Source organism: Duganella violaceipulchra (genome assembly GCF_019166075.1).
In the GTDB taxonomy this organism is placed as follows: Bacteria; Pseudomonadota; Gammaproteobacteria; order Burkholderiales; family Burkholderiaceae_D; genus Rugamonas; species Rugamonas violaceipulchra.
Genome location: NZ_JAHTGR010000019.1, coordinates 104,411 through 122,632, shown reverse-complemented (window position 1 = coordinate 122,632; position 18,222 = coordinate 104,411). Strand labels below are relative to the sequence as shown.

14 protein-coding genes are annotated in these 18,222 nt (G+C 65.4%); 5 read left to right on the top strand and 9 right to left on the bottom strand.

The genetic code is table 11. The features are described from left to right. Positions 1–134 precede the first annotated feature (134 nt). The 7 genes from KVP70_RS27705 to KVP70_RS34900 form a co-directional block, all read right to left on the bottom strand. Positions 135–1,493 carry a sensor histidine kinase gene (locus tag KVP70_RS27705; RefSeq protein WP_217945625.1) on the bottom strand — a complete coding sequence of 453 codons (1,359 nt, stop codon included), beginning with the start codon at positions 1,491–1,493 and terminating at the stop codon, positions 135–137. Beyond that, positions 1,490–2,914, bottom strand: a complete 1,425-nt coding sequence (locus KVP70_RS27700; protein WP_217945624.1) for a sigma-54-dependent transcriptional regulator — start codon at positions 2,912–2,914, stop codon at positions 1,490–1,492. The genes KVP70_RS27705 and KVP70_RS27700 overlap by 4 nt, the downstream gene beginning before the upstream one ends. Positions 2,915–2,928: 14 nt before the next feature. Next, on the bottom strand, positions 2,929–4,134 hold the full coding sequence (locus tag KVP70_RS27695; protein ID WP_217945623.1) for an ABC transporter permease: 1,206 nt from the start codon (positions 4,132–4,134) through the stop codon (positions 2,929–2,931). Next, a complete protein-coding gene (locus KVP70_RS27690) occupies positions 4,134–5,372 on the bottom strand; it encodes an ABC transporter permease (protein ID WP_217945622.1) in 1,239 nt (412 codons plus the stop codon). Before KVP70_RS27690 ends, KVP70_RS27695 begins: the two co-directional genes overlap by 1 nt. A 9-nt stretch (positions 5,373–5,381) precedes the next feature. Next, positions 5,382–6,044 (bottom strand): ABC transporter ATP-binding protein, encoded by a 663-nt coding sequence (locus KVP70_RS27685; protein ID WP_217945621.1) that lies wholly within the window; start codon positions 6,042–6,044, stop codon positions 5,382–5,384. Between the two features lie 21 nt (positions 6,045–6,065). Continuing rightward, entirely contained in the window at positions 6,066–7,313 is a 1,248-nt protein-coding gene (locus KVP70_RS27680; RefSeq protein WP_217945620.1) for an efflux RND transporter periplasmic adaptor subunit, read from the bottom strand. A 326-nt stretch (positions 7,314–7,639) separates the two neighbouring features. Continuing rightward, positions 7,640–9,289, bottom strand: coding sequence for a methyl-accepting chemotaxis protein (locus tag KVP70_RS34900; protein WP_217945619.1), 1,650 nt, complete (start codon positions 9,287–9,289; stop codon positions 7,640–7,642). Between the two features lie 187 nt (positions 9,290–9,476). Between KVP70_RS34900 and KVP70_RS27670 the strand changes: the two genes are divergently transcribed. From KVP70_RS27670 to KVP70_RS27660, 3 genes are all read left to right on the top strand, one after another. Next, on the top strand, positions 9,477–10,271 hold the full coding sequence (locus KVP70_RS27670) for a phosphate/phosphite/phosphonate ABC transporter substrate-binding protein (protein WP_217945618.1): 795 nt from the start codon (positions 9,477–9,479) through the stop codon (positions 10,269–10,271). A 3-nt stretch (positions 10,272–10,274) separates the two neighbouring features. Continuing rightward, positions 10,275–12,587 (top strand): hybrid sensor histidine kinase/response regulator, encoded by a 2,313-nt coding sequence (locus tag KVP70_RS27665; RefSeq protein ID WP_217945617.1) that lies wholly within the window; start codon positions 10,275–10,277, stop codon positions 12,585–12,587. Between the two features lie 84 nt (positions 12,588–12,671). Further along, positions 12,672–13,877, top strand: a complete 1,206-nt coding sequence (locus KVP70_RS27660; RefSeq protein ID WP_217945616.1) for a DUF418 domain-containing protein — start codon at positions 12,672–12,674, stop codon at positions 13,875–13,877. 32 nt (positions 13,878–13,909) lie between these two features. On the opposite strand, the gene KVP70_RS27655 is transcribed toward KVP70_RS27660, so the two are convergent. Continuing rightward, on the bottom strand, positions 13,910–14,506 hold the full coding sequence (locus KVP70_RS27655) for an IMPACT family protein (protein WP_217945615.1): 597 nt from the start codon (positions 14,504–14,506) through the stop codon (positions 13,910–13,912). A gap of 75 nt (positions 14,507–14,581) precedes the next feature. Continuing rightward, the gene (locus KVP70_RS27650) at positions 14,582–14,896 is read right to left on the bottom strand and encodes an NINE protein (RefSeq protein ID WP_217945614.1); all 315 of its coding nucleotides are present in this window, start codon (positions 14,894–14,896) and stop codon (positions 14,582–14,584) included. Between the two features lie 139 nt (positions 14,897–15,035). Here KVP70_RS27650 and KVP70_RS27645 point away from each other — a divergent pair, with 139 nt between their 5' ends. Both KVP70_RS27645 and KVP70_RS27640 read left to right on the top strand, forming a co-directional pair. Further along, on the top strand, positions 15,036–17,018 hold the full coding sequence (locus KVP70_RS27645; protein WP_217945613.1) for a helicase-related protein: 1,983 nt from the start codon (positions 15,036–15,038) through the stop codon (positions 17,016–17,018). After that, positions 17,018–18,127, top strand: coding sequence for a DUF418 domain-containing protein (locus tag KVP70_RS27640; protein WP_217945612.1), 1,110 nt, complete (start codon positions 17,018–17,020; stop codon positions 18,125–18,127). Before KVP70_RS27645 ends, KVP70_RS27640 begins: the two co-directional genes overlap by 1 nt. Positions 18,128–18,222: the final 95 nt, after the last annotated feature.

Below are 18,222 nucleotides of genomic sequence, written 5' to 3'. Positions count from 1 at the left end.
GTTCTTTATCATGAAGGAGGAGGTGGGCGAGCCGACGTCGGAAGCGTTCATGCCGATCTTGCGGATCTTCTTGCCGACCGAGACGCCCGGCGTGTCCATCGGCACCAGCACGCCCACCGTGCCGTGTCCGAATGTCAGACTTGACCCCCGCTTAGCCAGATGTCGAAGCGGGTGGTGCCGTGGCCGGTGGCGGCCAGGCGGTAGCTGTAGCCGTGACGGTTCAGCACTTCCCGCACAAACAGCAGGCCGATGCCCTGGCCGCCTTTCTTGGTGGTGAAGAAGGGCGTGAACAACTGCCGCGCCGGTACGTCGCCCAGCAGGTCGCCGGAGTCGATCACCGACAGGCGCACGCCGTCGGCCTCGCTGGCCAGCACGAACTCGATCGTCTTCTCGCCGCCCGCGTCGGCCGCCCGCGCTTCCACCGCCTCCATCGCGTTCTTGACCACGTTCAGCAGCGCCTGCTCCATCAGGTGGCGGTCGAGGGCGATGGCCGGCACCTCGTCGCAGCGCTGCCAGGCGATGCGGATGCTGCGGCTGCGGCACGGCTCGCGGTACAGGTAGAGGATGTCGTCCATGATGGCGCGCACGGCGTTGGGCCGCAGCTCCGGCGCCGGCATCTTGACCACCCGCGTGAAGCGCTCGATGAACTCGCCCAGGCTGACGTTGCGGCGCTTGACGGCGACGATGGCGGTGCTGAAGTCTTCGCCGTCGCGCTCGGCCAGCTGGCTGCGGTAGTACAGCAGCGAATCGAGCACCGAACCGGTGGCCGCCACCGTGTTGTTGACCTCGTGCGCCAGCACGCGGATCAGCTTGTCGTAGGTGGCTTTCTCCGAGCTCTCCAGTTCGGCCGTCAACTCCTCGATCAGCAGGAAGTGGCGGGCGAAGCCGCGGTCGTAGAAATGGCCGCGCTGGCCACGGTAGCGGCGGCCGTCGGTGTCGGTCAACAGCTGGCTGTCGCCCAGCGGCAGCGCGTCGAGCTGGGCCAGCAGGCCGGGATGGTGCGGGTCGGCGTCCGCCGGCAGGCAGGCCGACAGCGGCTTGCCCTTGGCGTCGTCCCGCTTGAGCAGCGCGTGCGCGCTGGCGTTGAGCAGGCTGATGCGGCCGTCGAAGTCGAACACGATCACCGCGCTCGGCGTCGCCTCCAGCAGGCGGTCGAGGAAGCCTTGCTGTTCGCCCAGCTGCAAACGCTCCTGGTACAGCGCGCCCAGCATGGTGTTGAACAGCTGGACCAGTTCGTTCAATTGCGGATCGCCGCTTTGCTGCAGGCGCGCCGCGTAGTGCTGGTCTTGCAGCAGGTCGTGGAAGTGGCGGGTGTAGCCCAGCGGCTCGAGCGCGCGGCGGATCAGCAGCACGCCCAGCGCAAAGCTCAGCAGCACCACCGCCTCCAGCCCCAGCATCAGCAGCGGCGCCTGGTGGAGCAGGCTGATGGCCAGGCCCAGGAACAGCAGGTGGGCGGCGCCCAGGTAGCCGTACAGGCTGCGGCGCAGGCTCATGCGCGCGCTTGGTGGTCGGACTCGGACCCGGCGTCGCCGCCCAGGCCGTGCCGCTCCAGCCGCCGGTACAGCGCGGTGCGGCTCAGGCCCAGCGCCTTGGCCACGCGCGAGATATTGCCCTGGTGCTGCTCCAGCGCCTTGGCGATCATGTGGCGCTCCACCTGTTCCAGCGTCATGCCGTCCACGCCCAGGCTGGCTGGGCGCGGCAACCCGCCGTGCTCGTGCTGCTCGGCGGCGATGAAGTCGGCCTGTTTCAGTTCGCTCTTGCCGACCAGTAGCAAGGTGCGCTCCAGCGTCTGCTTGAGCTGGCGGATATTGCCTGGCCACGGCTGCGCGCCCAGCCATTCCAGCGCGGCCGGCGCGATGCTGGCCGGCCCCAGGCCATAGCTTTCCGCCACCTGGACGATGATGTGGCGCGCCAGCAGCGGGATATCGCTGCGCCGTTCGCGCAGCGGCGGCAGGCGGATGGTGATCAGGTTGAGGCGGTAGAACAGGTCTTCGCGGAACTCGCCGCTGGCCACCAGCTCGGCCAGCTCGCGGTTGGTGGCCGACACCACGCGGATGTCGGCCCGTTCCATGCGGCTGGCGCCGACCGCCTGGTAGGTCTGGTCCTGCAGCACGCGCAGCAGCTTGACCTGGTCGGCGCGGTTGAGCTCGCCGATCTCGTCGAGGAACAAGGTGCCCTCGTGCGCGCTGGCGACGTGGCCCTTGCGGTCGGTCTTGGCGTCGGTGAAGGCGCCGCGCACGTGGCCGAACATCTCGCTTTCGAACAGCGACGGCGTGATCGCCCCCATGTTGATCTTGACGATGGGCCGCGCCGCGCGCGGGCTGTTGCGGTGCAGGGCGTCGGCGATCAGCTCCTTGCCGCAGCCGCTCTCGCCCAGGATCAGCACCGGCGCCCTGGTGGCCGCGACTTGTCCGATGGTCGACAGCAGCTTCAACAGCCGCGGATGCTCGCCGACGATGCCGCTGAAATCGAACTGGGCGTCGAGCGCGGCGCGCGTGGGGCAGCCGGAGCCGGCCGGGGCGGGCGCGGCGGTGTCCAGCGTGGTGCGGATCAGCTCCATCAGCTGGGCGTTGTCCCAGGGCTTGGTGAAGAAGTTGGCGGCGCCCGCCTGCACGCCCTTGACCGCCAGCGCGATCGAGCCCCAGGCCGTCATCAGCAGCACCGGTAGCGCCGGCTGCAGCTGCTTGATCTCGGCCAGCAGCTGCAAGCCTTCCTCGCCGCTGGTGCGCAGCGAGAAGTTCATGTCCTGCAGCACCAGGTCGACCGGCTGGCGCGCCAGCTGCGCCAGCGCCTGCTGCGGATCGTCGCAGCACACGGTGTCGAAGCCGGACTGCTTGAGCAGCAGCGCCAGCGACACCTGTACCGCGCTGTCGTCGTCGACGATCAAAATGCGTTGCTTCGGGGATGATTCCATCAATTCAAACAGCCTTATTCATAGTGCAGCGCCTGGGTCGGGCTCAGGCGCGCGGCGCGCCAGCCCGGATAGAGCGAACAGAGCAAGGATAGCAGATAGATCACGCTGGCCGATAGCGCCGTCGCCATCAAAAACACCGCCCAGTTCAGGCTGTCGCCCAGCGCGCCGGTCAGCGGCAGTTGCACCAGCAACAGCAGCGCGATGAAGATGGCGCCCGAACTGAGCAGCATCTGCTCGACGATGATCTGGCTGTAGATATGGCCGGAATCGGCGCCGATGGCGCGCCGCAGGCCGATCTCCGGGATGCGCTGGGTGGTGTTTTGCCACAGCACGCCGAACAGGCCGAACGCCACCATCACCAGCAGGAAGGCGGCGATCACCGCCAGCACCGTCAGCGGAATGGTCTGCGCCTTGAGCATCGTGGTGCGCATGTCGACCGTCGGCGAGATGGTGTAGCTCCAGTCGTTGCGCACCAGCTTGAGCTGGCGGTTGAGCGCCGCCTCGAAGGTGCGCGGCGTGCCGGGCCGCACCTTGAGCTGGATCGCATTGAGCGCACCGCCCTCGGCGCTGATCTGATGGCGCACCAGCATGAAGTTGGTCGGCGACATGAACTCGCCCTGGCTGCGGAATTCCTCGACGATGCCGACCACCTTGTACTGCTTGAGCGCCTTCTTCGGCTTTTCCTCGTCCTCGCTGAACACCTGGCCAAGCACCGGCTTGCCGTCAAACAGCTTCTGCGCCAGGCGGCGGTTGATGACCACCGGCTGCTCGGCCGCGCCGTCGTCCGCCCGCGAGAACCAGCGGCCCTCGGCCAGCGTCATGTTGGCCACGGCGGGAAATTCATCGCTCATCTGGAACAGGTTGGAGACGAATTTGCGCTTGCCTTCGCGCAGCGTGAATTCGCTGGTCCAGTTCGACATCTCGTAGACCGGGAAGCTGGTGAAGCTCACTTCCTCCACTTCCGGCAAGGCCTTCAGGCTCTGGCGCAGCCGGTCGTAGATCTGCGGATCGGCTCCGATGCCGTCCTCGGTGCGGGCGTTGAGCACGACCGACCACAGGTTCTGGTAGCTGAAGCCGGTCGGCATCTGGTACAACTGGTAGCTGCGCAGGGCGAACGCGCTGATGGCGAACACCACCACGAAGGCCAGCAGGATCTCCAGCGACAGCATCATATTGCGCGACTTGCGCTTCCAGATCAATTTCAGTAAGTGGCGCAGCATTATGCGGCTCCTTTCAAGGCGTGCACGGGGTCGAGGCGGGACATTTTCCAGGCCGGCAGCACGCCGGACAGCAGGCCGAACACGGTCGCCAGCAGCAGGCCCATGCCGAACACGGCCAGGTTCAGATCCACCCGCAGGTAGGGGATCAGGCCCGAGCCTTCCAGCCACCACAGCACCAGCCGCGCGCAGGCCAGGCCGATCAGGCCGCCGGCCAGGCACAGCAGCACATTCTCCAGCACCAGCTGGCGCACCAGGTGGCCGCTGGTGGCGCCGAAGGCCTTGCGCACGCCGATCTCGCTGCTGCGTTCAAGGATGCGGCCGGTGTTCAGGTTGACCAGGTTGAGCGCCGGCAGCGCCATGAACAGCAGCATCAGGCCGCCGATGATGAGCAACAGTGTGCTGGCGCCGGAATCGGCCCCTTCCTGCTGCAACAGCATGCGGGAGAACAGGTCGAGCTTGCTGTCGCCCCAGATGCGGGCGATGTTGTAGACCTTGGGATCGTCGAACACCACGGTCTTGGCGGCGGCCTCGATGTCGCGCTTGATGCGCGGCAGGTCGGCGGCCGTGTGCGCCAGCACCATGAAGGAGAAGTTGCCGAACATCTGGCTGCGGTAGTCGGTCGACGGGAAGGTGGTGATGGGCGCCCAGATATCGGCGTAGGCGTTCAGGTGCATGGCGTCCTCGACCACGCCGATCACGGTGAAGTACTGGCCGCCGATGCTGATCTTCTGCGCCAGCGCCGGCAGGCCGGGGAACAGCTTGCGCGCGGTGCTGGCGTTGACCACGGCCACGAAGCGGCCCTGGTCGACGTCGGCCTGGTCCGGCACGCGGCCTTGCAGCACCTTGAAGTCGAGGATGTTCCAGTACTCGGCGTCGGTGCGGCGCATCAGCAGTTCGCTGACGCGGCCCTCCTGGTAGACCGACACGGTCTCCGGCATGGTGAAGGCCGATACCGCCTCCACGCCCGGCAGCGGCTTGATGTATTTGTCGATCAGCTTGAAGCCGAGCGGGCTGCGGCGCACGCCCTTGTTCTGGGTGTGGCGGGCCTCGATCGTGATGGCTTGCACGAAACGCTCGCTCTTGCCCTCGACGCCGCTGGGGAAGAAGGCGTTTTGCAGCAGCGCCGTGACCACCAGCAGCACCACCAGGGTCAGCACGATGCACAGCAGGTTGATGGCGGTGAACAGCTTGCGGCGCATGAAGACCTTCCACGCGGTCAGCAGATAATTCCTGAACATGGCCTCTCCTTAAGCGACCAGCTGGCCGTCGAACACGCGCACGATGCGGCTGGCGAGCTTGGCTTCCTGCTCGTCGTGGGTGACCATCACCACGGTCGTGCCTTCGCTGTTGAGCTTGAGCAGGATATCCATCACTTCCTGGCCCATCTTGCTGTCCAGGTTGCCGGTCGGTTCATCGGCCAGCAACACCTGCGGCTGGCCGACGATGGCGCGGGCGATCGCCACGCGCTGCTGCTGGCCGCCCGACAGCTGGTTGGGGTAGTGGTCCATGCGGGCGCCCAGGCCGACTTTTTCCAGCGCCTCGCGCGCCAGCCGCTGGCGCTTCTTGGCCGACAGGTCGCGGTACAGCAGCGGCAGCTCGACGTTGTCGATCACGCGCAGGTCGTTGATCAGGTGGAAGCTCTGGAAGATGAAGCCGAAGGTGTTGTTGCGCAGCTTGGCCACATGCTTGTCCTTGTACGAGGCCACCGGCGCGCCGCCCACGTGGATGGCGCCGCTGCCTGGACGGTCCAATAGGCCGATCAGGTTCAGCAGCGTGCTCTTGCCGCAACCGCTGGGGCCCATGATGCAGACGAATTCCGATTTCGCCACATGCAGGTCGATGTCTTTCAGGGCCAGGGTTTCGACTTTGTCGGTTTGATAGATTTTGCTGACTTTGTTCAGGCGTATCATGATGCGCTCCTTTCGATGATGTTATTGGGCGACGCGGATGCTGTCGCGTTCCTTGTAGCGGGTGGTGTCTGAAATGATGAGGCGGTCGCCGGCGCGGGCGCCGGCCAGGATCTCGACGGCCTTGCCGTCGCTGGCGCCGATGTTGAGCGTGGTCTTGCGGGCCACGCCGTCGCGCACCACGAAGATGTCTTGCGGGCCGCGGCCGTTGAAGGCGGGGCCGTAGTCGGCCAGCAGGGTGTGCTGTTTCTGCTCGGTGACGATGTTCACCTCCACCCGCAGCTTGTTGCGCAGCATCGGATGATTGGGCTGGGCCAGGGTGACCAGCAGCTTGACGGTGCCGTTCTGGATTTCCGGCAGGATGGTCTGCACCACGCCGTCCAGCCGCACATTGCCTTGCTCGACGCGCACCGCCTGGCCGGCGCTGAGCGCGCGGGCGTGGAAGTCGGACAGCGAGGCTTCGACCTTGTAGTTGCTCAGTTCGGAGACCTTGGCCACCAGCTGGCCGGTGGCCAGGCTGGCGCCTTCGTCGGCCAGCAGCCAGCTCAGCATGCCGGCGAAGGGGGCGCGCACCTGGGTTTGCGCCAGCAGTTCCTGTTGCTGTTGCAGCTGCTTTTGCAGGATGCTCTTTTGCAGCCGCGCGCCCTCGATGCTGGACGAGGTGACGCGCTTGCCATCGTCGATCTGCTCGTGCTGCTGGCGCAGCTGGATCTCGGTGCGCTTGACGTTCAGCTCGGCCGTCAGCAGATCCTCGGCCGAGACGCCGCCGGCCTTGCGCAGCGTCTGGTAGCGGCCCAGCTTGACGCGGGTGGCCTGCAGGTCCAGCTCCAGCAGTTCGATGGCGCTGACGATCTGCTTGCGCTTCTGCTCCATTTCCAGGGTCAGCGCCAGGATGCGGTTTTCCTGCTGGGCCAGTTGCTCGCGGATGCTGTCGATCGCCAGCACGATGGTGCGGTTGTCCAGTTCCAGCAGCAGCTCGCCGGCCTTGACCTGCTGGCCCAGCTTGGCGTGGACCTTGGCGACGTGGGTCTGGATCGGACTCGACACCAGTTCCTCGTGGACCGGGATGACGATGCCGGAGGCGTTGATGGTGTTGGCGATGTTGCCGACGTGGACCTCGGCCAGCAGCACGCTGCCGGCGTCGACGCTGGGGCTGACCACGCGGTTGATGCCCCAGGCAGCGGCGCACAGCGTGGCCAGCGCGGCGGCCAGGACCATGACGGTCTTGCGCCGGCGGCCGGAGATGATAGCAGGGTTGAGCGCCTGGTCCATGGGATGCAATAAAAGAGCTGAAGGTGTGCTCACTATTGCAATTGCCGTGCCACATGGCGCGGATGGCCGCAAAGCCAGTCAAATCAAGGCTCCGGCGCGCGCCCGCCGGCCGGGCCGGCCGAGTGCGCCTGCCCGTCTCCGTTCAACACCGTCCGGTAACGGACACTCGCGGCACGGACAGCACCAGCAGGTCGATGTGTAGTTGGCTCATCGATAAATTGTAGCGCATCGTCGTTCCCGCGCAGGTGGGCCGGTCCGCCGCCGAGGTCCACGGAACGCTGATTGTGGACGCTTGGCATGGATTCCCGCCTGCGCGGGAATGACGGTCAGACTGCGGCGGCGGAACGCGGGGCGCTCAGCGCCGGCTGCTGCGCTTGGCGCTGGCCGACGCTGTGGACCGGCGCCGCGCGGCGGTCCGCAGCCAGCTTGAACACGCCCACCAGCTGCACCAGGTGATGCGCCTGGTCCTGCTGCGCCTCGGCGGCGGCGGCGGCTTGTTCGACCAGCGCGGCGTTCTGCTGCGTCACCGTGTCCATCTCGGCGATGGCCTGGTTGATCTGCTCGATGCCGGCTTCCTGCTCGTGGCTGGCGATGCTGATTTCGCCCATGATCGCCGTCACCGACTTGACGGCGGAGACGATGTCCTCCATGGTCGCGCCGGCTTCACCGACCAGTTCGGTACCGGCGGCGACCTTGCTCACCGAATCGTCGATCAGCGTCTTGATTTCCTTGGCGGCGGCGGCCGAGCGCTGCGCCAGCGTGCGCACCTCGGTGGCGACCACGGCAAAGCCGCGTCCCTGTTCGCCGGCGCGCGCCGCTTCGACCGCCGCGTTCAAGGCCAGGATGTTGGTCTGGAAGGCGATGCCGTCGATAACCGAGATGATGTCGACGATCTTGCGCGCAGAGTCCTTGATCTCGCCCATGGTGTGCACCACCTTGGCCACCACCACGCCGCCTTCGACCGCGATCTGCGAGGCGTTGGCGGCCAGCGTGTTGGCCTGGCGCGCACTCTCGGTGTTCTGCTTGACGGTGGCGGTCAGCTCTTCCATCGACGAGGCGGTTTCCTCCAGCGAGCTGGCCTGCTGCTCGGTGCGCGAGGACAGGTCCAGGTTGCCGGCCGCGATCTCGGTGGCCGCGGTGACGATGGCGTCGGCGCCGCCGCGCACCTGGCCGACGATGCCGGCCAGGCTGTCGCGCATGGCCTGGATCGCGAACAGCAGGCTGCGCTGGTCGCCGTCGCCGTCGCGGGTGGCGATGGCAACGGCCAGGTCGCCGGCGGCGATCCGGCTGGCGATGCCGGCCACGTGGTCCGGTTCGCCGCCCAGCTGGCGCAGCAGCTGGCGCGAGATCAGCGCGGCCGCCGCCACGCCGATGACCAGCGACAGCAGGCCCAGCACGATGGCAATGTTGCGCGCCGCGCTGTAGGTGGCGTCCGCTTGCAGGCGGCCTTTCTCCATCGCTTCGCTCTGGTGCGCGATCAGCGCGTCCAGGCTGTTCATATAGGCCAGTTGCAGGTCGCGCATATGCGTCAGCATGGTGTCGACGGCGCCGTCGATGTCGTCGGCCTGGCGCTTGCGCATCACTTCATCGAGCGCCGCCTCGTAGGGCGCGCGCGTCGCTTGCACGGTGGCGAACAACTGGCGGCCGGTCGCGGACTTGACCATGTTCGCCAGCGTTTGCGTGGCGGCCTCGATCTCCTTGCGCTTGGCGGCGATCACCGCCAGTTCCTTGGCGGCCTTGGCGTCGTCGCGGATCAGCAGCGCGTTGCGCAGCGAGCGGGCGATCTTGTTGCTGTGGTTGAGGATGGCCTGCGCCTGCACCACCTTGGCGTAGTTTTCCGTGACGATGGCGTCGGTGCCGTCATTGAGCTTGCCGAGGCTGACTATATTTTGCACGCTGGCGATGGCCAGCATCAGCAGGATGGCGCCGAAGCCAAGGCCCAGCCGGGTACTTACTTTGAGATTGTTGAGGTTCATTTGCGATGCGTGGGGCGGTCGGCCGCGCCTGTGTTTGCGGGGCCGTGAATATACATTAAGATTTGTTGCATTGCAATAAATTAGCTGGATGGCATAGGCGTCATGCTATGATCGAAACTCCTGTTTCTTGCGAAATAAACTACTCATGGCCCATCGATCACGCCGCTGGCTGTGTGCCGGATTGTTGATGCTGACCTTGGCCGGGACGGTCTCCGCGCAGCAGACCAGCTATACCTTCGGCGTGGTGCCGCAGGAGTCGGCATCGCAGCTGGCCGCCAACTGGACGCCGGTGCTGACGGCCTTGTCCGACAAGGCCGGCGTCAAGATCAGCTTTGCCACCGCGCCCGACGTGCCCACCTTCGAGCGCCGCCTGGCGGCCGGCGAATATGATTTCGCCTACATGAACCCCTACCATTTCGTGGTCTACAACGCCAAGCCCGGCTACCAGGCGCTGGCGCGCGCCAAGGGCGAGCGTCTGCGGGCCGTGGTGGTGGTGCGCAAGGACAGCCCGCTGCGCGAGCTCAAGGACCTGGCCGGCGCCACGCTGGCCTTCCCGACGCCGGCCGCGTTCGGCGCGACGCTGCTGGTGCAGGCCGAGTTGCGGCGCCAGGGCGTGGCGCACAAGGCCGCCTTCGTCAAGTCGCACAATTCGGTCTACCTCGATGTGGTCAAGGGCTTGTATCCGGCCGGCGGCGGCGTGCCGCGCACGCTGGACCTGCTCGACACCCGCGTCTCGCGCGAGCTGCGGGTGCTGTGGACCAGTCCGCCGTTCACCACGCACGCCATCGCCACCCGGCCCAAGCTGGACCCGGCGGTGCGCCAGCGCGTGCTGGCGGCGATGCTGAAGATGAACCTGGAGCCGCTGTCGCTGAAGCTGCTGGCCGAGATCGGCTTCGACGGTTTCGAGCCGGCCCAGGACCAGGACTGGGATGATGTACGCCGGCTGGGGATTTCGCCGGCGGACGCCCGGATACAGGAATAGCCCATGCGCCTGGCCCTGAGCTTCCGCGCCAAGACCATCCTCGGCATCGCGCTGATTGAAGCGCTGCTGCTCGGCGTGCTGGTGTTCAGCGTGCTGCACTTCCTGCGCGAGTCCAACGAGCAGCAGGTATTGCGCCACGCGCGGGTGACGGCCGAGACCTTTGCCGCCATGTCGCGCGACGCGGTGATCAGCCACGACCTGGAAAGCCTGCAGTCCTTCGCGCGCCAGCTCAGCAGCACCGAGGGCACGCTGTACGCGCAGGTGCTCGACGCCGACCAGCGTGTGTTGGTGGAGGCGGGCCAACCGGCGGCGCTGGCGCTGCCCTTCGTGCCGCACGCCTCGCTGGCCGAGGCCAGCGACGGCATGTTCGCCATCGGCAGTCCGGTGGCGGTGGCCGGCGTCAATTACGGCAGCGTGCGGGTGGGCCTGGATGTCGCCAGCCTGGAGCAGACGCTGGCGGCGGCGCAGCGCTGGAGCCTGGGCCTGGCCGCGCTGGAAATGGCGCTGGTGGCGCTGTTCTCGCTGCTGCTGGGGCGCTATCTGATCCGGCAGATCGCGCAGTTCACGCGCGGCGCGCAGTTGATCGCCGCCGGCCAACTGGGCGGCCAGCTGGAAGTGGTGGGCGACGATGAAATCGCCCAGGCCACGCGCGCCTTCAACCACATGTCGCAAGTGATCTTGCGGGGGCGCGAGACGCTGGAGGCGCGCGTGCGCGAACGCACCGAGGAGCTGTTGCGCGAGCGCGACGCGGTGCTGGTCGAGCGCAACCGGGCCGAGACCGCCACGCGCGTCAAGAGCCAGTTCCTGGCCACCATGAGCCATGAGATCCGCACGCCGATGAACGGCATCCTCGGCATGCAGCACTTGCTGCGGTTGACGGACCTGAGCGCGCAGCAGCGCGACTACGTCGACAAGACCTACGCGGCGGCCCATTCGCTGCTGGGCATCCTCAACGACATCCTGGATTTTTCCAAGGTCGAAACCGGCAACCTGGTGCTGGAGCGGGTGCCGTTCAACCTGGAGCAGATGCTGCGCAACCTGGCGCTGATCCTGGGCGCCAGCGTGCAGGACAAGCCGGTCGAAGTGTTGTTCGATCTCGATCCGGCGCTGCCGTCCGATGTGCTGGGCGACCAGCTGCGGCTCAACCAGGTGCTGGTGAACCTGGCCGGCAACGCCATCAAGTTTACCGAGCGCGGCTCGGTGGTGGTGGGCGTGCAGCTGCAATCTTGCGACGCCAGCCAGGTGCGGCTGCACTTTTCCGTGCGCGACACCGGCATCGGCATCGCGCCGGAGCAGCAGGGCAGCATCTTCGATTCCTTCACCCAGGCGGAAAGCTCGACCACGCGGCGCTTCGGCGGCACCGGCCTGGGCCTGGCCATCAGCCGGCGGCTGGTGCGCCTGATGGGAGGCGAACTGCGGGTTGACAGCACGCCCGGTGTCGGCAGCACCTTCTCATTCGCGGTGGCGTATGGGCGGACGGCGCCGGGCGCGCCACGTGAGCCATTGCCGCTGAAGGCGCTGGTGATCGGCGCCAGTGAGCCGTCGCGCCAGCTGCTGCAGGCGATGATCGCAGGCTTTGGCGGCCAGGCGGACGGGGTCGGCGACATGGCGGCGGCGCAAGCGTTGATGGACGCGCGGCCCGCGTATGAGCTGGTCCTGCTCGATGGCCTGGACAGCTGGGACGATGCGGCGCGCCTGCGCCGGCAGGCTGCGGTGCCCTTGGTCGCGCTGGCCAACGCCGAGGCCACGCATGATCTGCATCAGCGCATGCGCCAGGAAGCCGGCGTACTGGACCAGGTTCTGATGAAACCGCTGACGCCGGCCATGCTGTACGAAGCGCTGCGCCGCATTGCGCCTGTGGAGGGCGGCGGCGACGCGCCGGCGACGGCCGGACCGGCGGCGACCGAGGTGGCGGCGCCGACGCATCGCCTGGCCGGGCTGCGGCTGTTGCTGGTGGAGGACAATCCGCTCAACCAGCAGGTGGCCAGCGCGCTGCTGCAACTGGAGGGCGCCGAGGTGGACGTCGCCAACAACGGCCGCGAAGGAGTGGACCAGGTGATGAGCGGCCCGTCCTACGACGCGGTGTTGATGGATATGCAAATGCCCGTCATGGACGGCAACGAGGCCACCCGTCTGTTGCGGGCGCAGGGCTACACCGGCCTGCCCATCCTGGCGCTGACCGCCAACGTGCTGGAAGCGGAACGCGACGAATGCCGCGCCGCCGGCGTCGACGACTTCATCGCCAAGCCTATCGAGTTCGAAAACATGGTCGCCATGGTGGCCAGGTACTGTGCTCCGGCGGTCCAGCGCGCCTGAAAATTTTGCGGGCGATGCTCCACTGGGATCGTTTCCACTCTACACTTGGCATTCTGTTCACTTTGCCAAGGTTGATGGAATTCCATGAACGCCAACTCTTCCCGCCTGGACGTGATCGATGCATTGCGTGGCTTTGCCATCGTCTCGATCATGCTTCTTCACAATATCGAACACTTCGATTTCTACTTTTCCCCGTCCGGATTACCGCCCTGGCTGATGGCGGTGGACAAAATAATCTGGGATAGCCTGTTTTTCCTGTTTGGAGGCAAGTCCTACGCAATCTTCGCGCTTTTGTTTGGAATGACGTTCTACATCCAGGATCACAACCGTTCCTTGCGCGGCCAGGACTTTCGCGGCCGTTTTGCCTGGCGCATGGTGTTATTGCTCGGTTTCGGCGTGTTCAATTCCATGTTTTACCACGGCGATATACTCAGTATTTACGCCGTGTTGGGATTGGCTCTGATACCGGTGGCGCGCTTGCGCAATGGCGTGGTATTGGGCATCGCGGTGTGCTTATTGCTGTTGCCGCACGCATGGGTGGAATTTTTGCTGGCCTTGCCCAATCCCGATGGAAAACTCGCCGATCCCGCTTCCTGGGCCTATTTCGGCCGTGCCGAAAAATATATGGCGCACGGTTCGGCATTCGACGTATGGCGAGGGAATTTAAGCAACGGGAAAATCGGCGTCATCCGCTGGAGTTGGGAAAACGGCCGTATATTCCAGATACCGGCATTATTCATGCTGGGAATGCTGGCCGGGCGTTTATCGCTGTTTATTCAATCGGAATCAAACCGTATATTCTGGCGTAAAACATTGCTCGCCGCCGCGCTGGCGTTTATTCCATTGTATCTGTTGAAAAGCTCTCCCGATGCCTGGCATATCGGCGCGGCGGTGTACCGTCCATTATTGGTGATGGTCACCTCATGGTCGAACGTGGCGTTCACGCTGGTGCTGGTATCCGGATTTACGCTGCTGTCTTATTCCGCTAATTGGCTGAAGATATTCTCGCCACTGGGCCGCATGAGTTTGACCAGTTATGTGGTGCAATCCATCATCGGCACGTCGATTTATTATGGCTACGGCCTGGGGCTGTATCAATACACCGGCGCCAGTTTCGCGCTGGCGATAGGATTGACGCTGGCGCTGCTGCAAAGACAATTCAGCGTGTGGTGGCTGGGCCGTCACAAGCAGGGACCACTTGAAACGCTGTGGCATAAAGCCACGTGGATCGGTGCTCATAGCGAAGCCGTGCCAAATATTGGCGCGAATATACCAAAAAACAGCTTGTGAAGGGCGGCCGGCGGAGACGGCCATTCAAGCTCTTATTCGTCGTCGGGAGCGATCCATTGAATGCGGCCATGTCCGGCCTCATTCAATCGGTGGATCAGTTGCGCGGCTGCGTTATCGGCAAGGCTGAATTCGAACTGCACGTGGTCGGAATGGACGACATGGTCGAGGGTGGCGCCGGCCAATTCTATTTCGCGCCGTACCATGCCCTCCATCGCATACGGCGAGGTGCAGGTCAGGTATTGCAGTTTAATAATCGCGATTTTCTCGGATTTTAATAGTGCCTGTGCGACGCTGTCGGTATAAGCGCGCACCAGTCCGCCTGCGCCCAATTTAACCCCGCCGAAATAGCGGACCACGGTGGCCAATACCCCTTCGAGGTCCTGGTGGCGCAAAACATCGAGCATGGGGCGGCCGGCGGTGCCGCTGGGTTCGCCGTCATCGACTGCCGCCGATTGGCCGCCGGCTAATAATGCCCAGCAAACATGGGTGGCGCCCGGATGTTGCGCCCATAACTCGGCCACCACTTTTTGCGCGGCGCTCCGATCCGTCATCGGCTGAACGCAGGCTATAAAGCGGCTTTTTTTAATCAGCAATTCGTGGTGAACTGCGGCGGCGAGGGAGAAGGGCATGGCGGGATTTCTGGCACGGCGGCGGTATAAACCGGCCTATGGTGCCAGAAATCCAGGGGAAATACAAAAACGGGCTTAGCGGTTGCTGATTTTCAGGCCGTCGCTATCGGTGAAATTGCCGAGGATGACCATAATAAAATCGATCAGCGCCCAGATACCGAAGCCGCCGAAGGTGAACAGCATTAAAATGCCGGTACCGATCTTGCCGACGTAGAAGCGGTGTACGCCCAACACGCCGAGGAAGAAGCACAGCAGCACGGTGACGACGTAGTCTTTTTCCGAACGCGGGCCGGAGGCGGCTGCGGAATGTTGCGGCGCGCCGCAATGAGGACAGGTTGGTGCCGTTTCGTGAATTTCTTTGCCGCAACCGCGGCAGAATACCATGCCCATGTTTTCCCTTTTGTTTTGTGTAATTGTTGTTGTAGGCTGATTGCCTAGGCGGAATATTATAGGTGGGGACTCAGCTTAGCTTTCTCACCAACTGTAACGATCTGCTAAAATTTCCAGCCCACCTACCCGAGTATCCCACATGAGCAATTCCTCCTCCGCGCCGCACAACAACGCCACCGATAGCGACCAGGGGGAAGACGACGACCTGATGCGCAAGCTCGGGCTGAGCGCCAAGGGCGTGCTGCTGGCGCGCCAGGAAGGCCGCGTGTTCCTGCGTCTGACGGGCGTGGTCGATTATGCAGGATTGCGGGTCGCCTACGATCTGGTGCCGGCGCAGGGCGTGCTGGCCAAAGCGTCCAAGTGGCGCAAGATGGACGCCGATACGCGCGCCCAGCTGCTGCTGGAACGCGCCAGCGACGCCGTCGGCGCCGAGTTGCGCGGCTACGTCAGCGCCTTCGTGCAGGAAATGGCCGACGCCTGCGACGACTGCGGGCTGGACGCCCAACCCTTCCTCGGCGCGCTGGCGGAGATGCAAATCTCCGAGCCGGCCGGCGTCGTGTTCGACCGCATCCGGCAGCGCCTGGAGCACGCGGTCGAGCGCGACATGGAAGAGCAGCATGCCGAACGCACGCGCCAGAGCATCAACCTGGCCGAATATCCGGCCTCGTTCGACGTGGCGCGGCGCCTGAAGCGCCGCTTCATCGCGCTGCTGGGGCCGACCAACTCCGGCAAGACCCACCAGGCGATCGAAGCGCTGGCCAAGGCGCCCAGCGGTGTCTACCTGGCGCCGCTGCGCCTGCTGGCGCTGGAAAACTACGAGCGCCTGCAAGCGATGGAAGCGCACGGCAAGCCGCTGGCGGTCAGCCTGGTGACCGGCGAGGAGCGCCGCCTGGTGGCCGGCGCCACCCACGTGGCCAGCACGGTCGAGATGCTCGACACGCGCACGCCGGTCGACGTGGCCGTGATCGATGAAATCCAGATGCTGGCCGACCGCGACCGCGGCTCGGCCTGGACCGCCGCCGTCTGCGGCGCGCCGGCGCAGGTGGTCTACCTGGTGGGCGCGCCGGAAGCGCGGCGCGCCATCGAGGTGCTGGCGGAGCGCCTGGAGTGCGAGCTGGAAGTGCATGTGCTCAAGCGCAAAGGCCCATTGTCGGTGGAGCCGAGCGCCGTGCGCAAGCTGAGCAATCTGCGGCGCGGCGACGCCGTGATCTGCTTCTCGCGCCGCGAGGTGCTGATGTGGCGCGACATGGTGACCGAGCTGGGCCTGTCGGTGGCCACCGTCTACGGCAATCTGTCGCCGGAGGTGCGGCGCGCGCAGGCGCAGCGCTTCCGCGACGGCCTGGCCGACGTGGTGGTGGGCACGGACGCGATCGCCATGGGCTTGAACATGCCGATCGCACGCATCGTGCTGACCACCTCGGTCAAGTACAACGGCTATGAAGAGGAAGAGATCCCGGCCGCGCTGGCGCGCCAGATCGCCGGCCGGGCAGGGCGTTTCGGCGTGCACGAGGAAGGCCTGGTGGCCGGCTACGACAACGAGACCCACAATGTGATCCGCTCGCTGCTGAGGGAAAAGCCGATGCCGCTGAAGACCACCGGCTTCGCCGTGGCGCCGACGCTCGAGCATCTGCACCGGATTTCGTCGGTGACCAACGAGCACGCGCTGGCCAAGCTGTTGAAGCGCTTCGTGCACAACATCGATGTGCCGGACGGTTTCTTCTACCCGCGCATCACCGAGGACCAGTTCGAGCGCGCGGCCTGGCTCGATACGCTGGAGCTGACGGTGGCGGAGAAGTTCGCGCTGTCGCTAGTGCCGATCTCGTCCAAGGTGCCGTCGCTGCAGCGCGCGTGGGAGCATTGGGCGACGGCGCTGGCCGCCAAGAAGATCACGCCGATCAAGGCGGAGCAGGCGCCGCTGCACTACCTGTCCTTGCAGGAGGTGGAGGATGCCTGCCGCCTGTATTCGGCCTACGCGTGGCTGGCCTACCGGCAGCCGGAATATTTCCCCGATACGGAGCGGGCACAGCTGCTGTCGCGCCAGGCCTCCGAGCGTGTGGACGCGCTGCTGCAAGACCAGAACTCCGCGCTGCGCAAACGCCAGCCGAAGAAGTTCCGTCGCTAATGCTGGGCAAGAACACGAGCGGCGAACGCATAGACGCCATCGATATCCTGCGCGGCGTCGCGCTGTTCGGCGTGTTGTCGGTGAACCTGGTGTCGGAATTCCGGGTGTCGATTTTCCAGCAGTTTTTGCCGCCCGATCCGGGCCTGGGCATGCTGGACGCCTGGGTCGAAGGGCTGGTCCGCGCCGGCTTCGAGATGAAGGCCTTCGCCGTGTTTTCCTTCCTGTTCGGCCTTGGGCTGGCGGTGCAGTTCGAGCGCCTGTCCCGGACCGGGCGGCCGTTCTACTGGCTGGCGCGGCGGCTGGGGGTGCTGCTGATGTTCGGACTGGTGCACCTGCTGCTGGTCTGGAACGGCGACATCCTGACCGAATATGCGCTCGGCGGCCTGCTGGTGCTGCCCTTGCTGGCTGCGCCGGTCTGGGCGCTGGCGGTGGCGGCGGCCGGCATGTTCGCGCTCTACCTGTTCATCGGCGTGGTGCCGGTCGGCATACCGTGGCCGGAACCGGCGTGGTTTCAGCAGCACGTCGCGCTGGCCAACCAGGTTTACGCCTCCGGCACTCACGCCGAGATCTGCCGCTTCAGCCTGAGTGAACTGCCTTATCTGCTGCCCTTGCACCTCTACGTCATCCCGAGGACGCTGGCCTTGTTCCTGCTGGGCGCCCTCGCGTGGCGGAGCGGCGTCATGCAACGGCCGGGCGAACACCTGCGCCTGTGGACCGGCGTCGCGGTGATCGGCGTGGCAGGGGGCGCGGCATTGTGCATCCTGGACGTGGCCACCGGCGTCGGCCAGTCGCTGCTGGCCGCCGGCTATGCCGCGACGGTGATTCTGCTGGCGCAGCGCGGCTTGCTGCGCAGCTTCGCGCCGCTGGGCCGGATGGCCTTCACCAACTACATCGCCCAGTCCCTGATTTTTGGAGGCATCTTCTTCGGCTACGGGCTGGGGCAGTTCGGCAAGCTTGGCGCCGCGCCGGTGTTCCTGCTCGGCATAGTCGTGTATGTGGCGCAGATGGCCTTGAGCGCCTGGTGGCTGCGCCACTACCGCTTTGGCCCGCTGGAGTGGCTGTGGCGCACGCTGATGTATGGGACCGCGCAAGCCATGCGGAAGCGATGATGCCCTAAGGAAATACGCACATTCCCATCAAGCTAGCGCCATCAAGCCGCCAACCTCGGCTATGATGGCGGCCGGTCGGCATACGCTGAATGTTT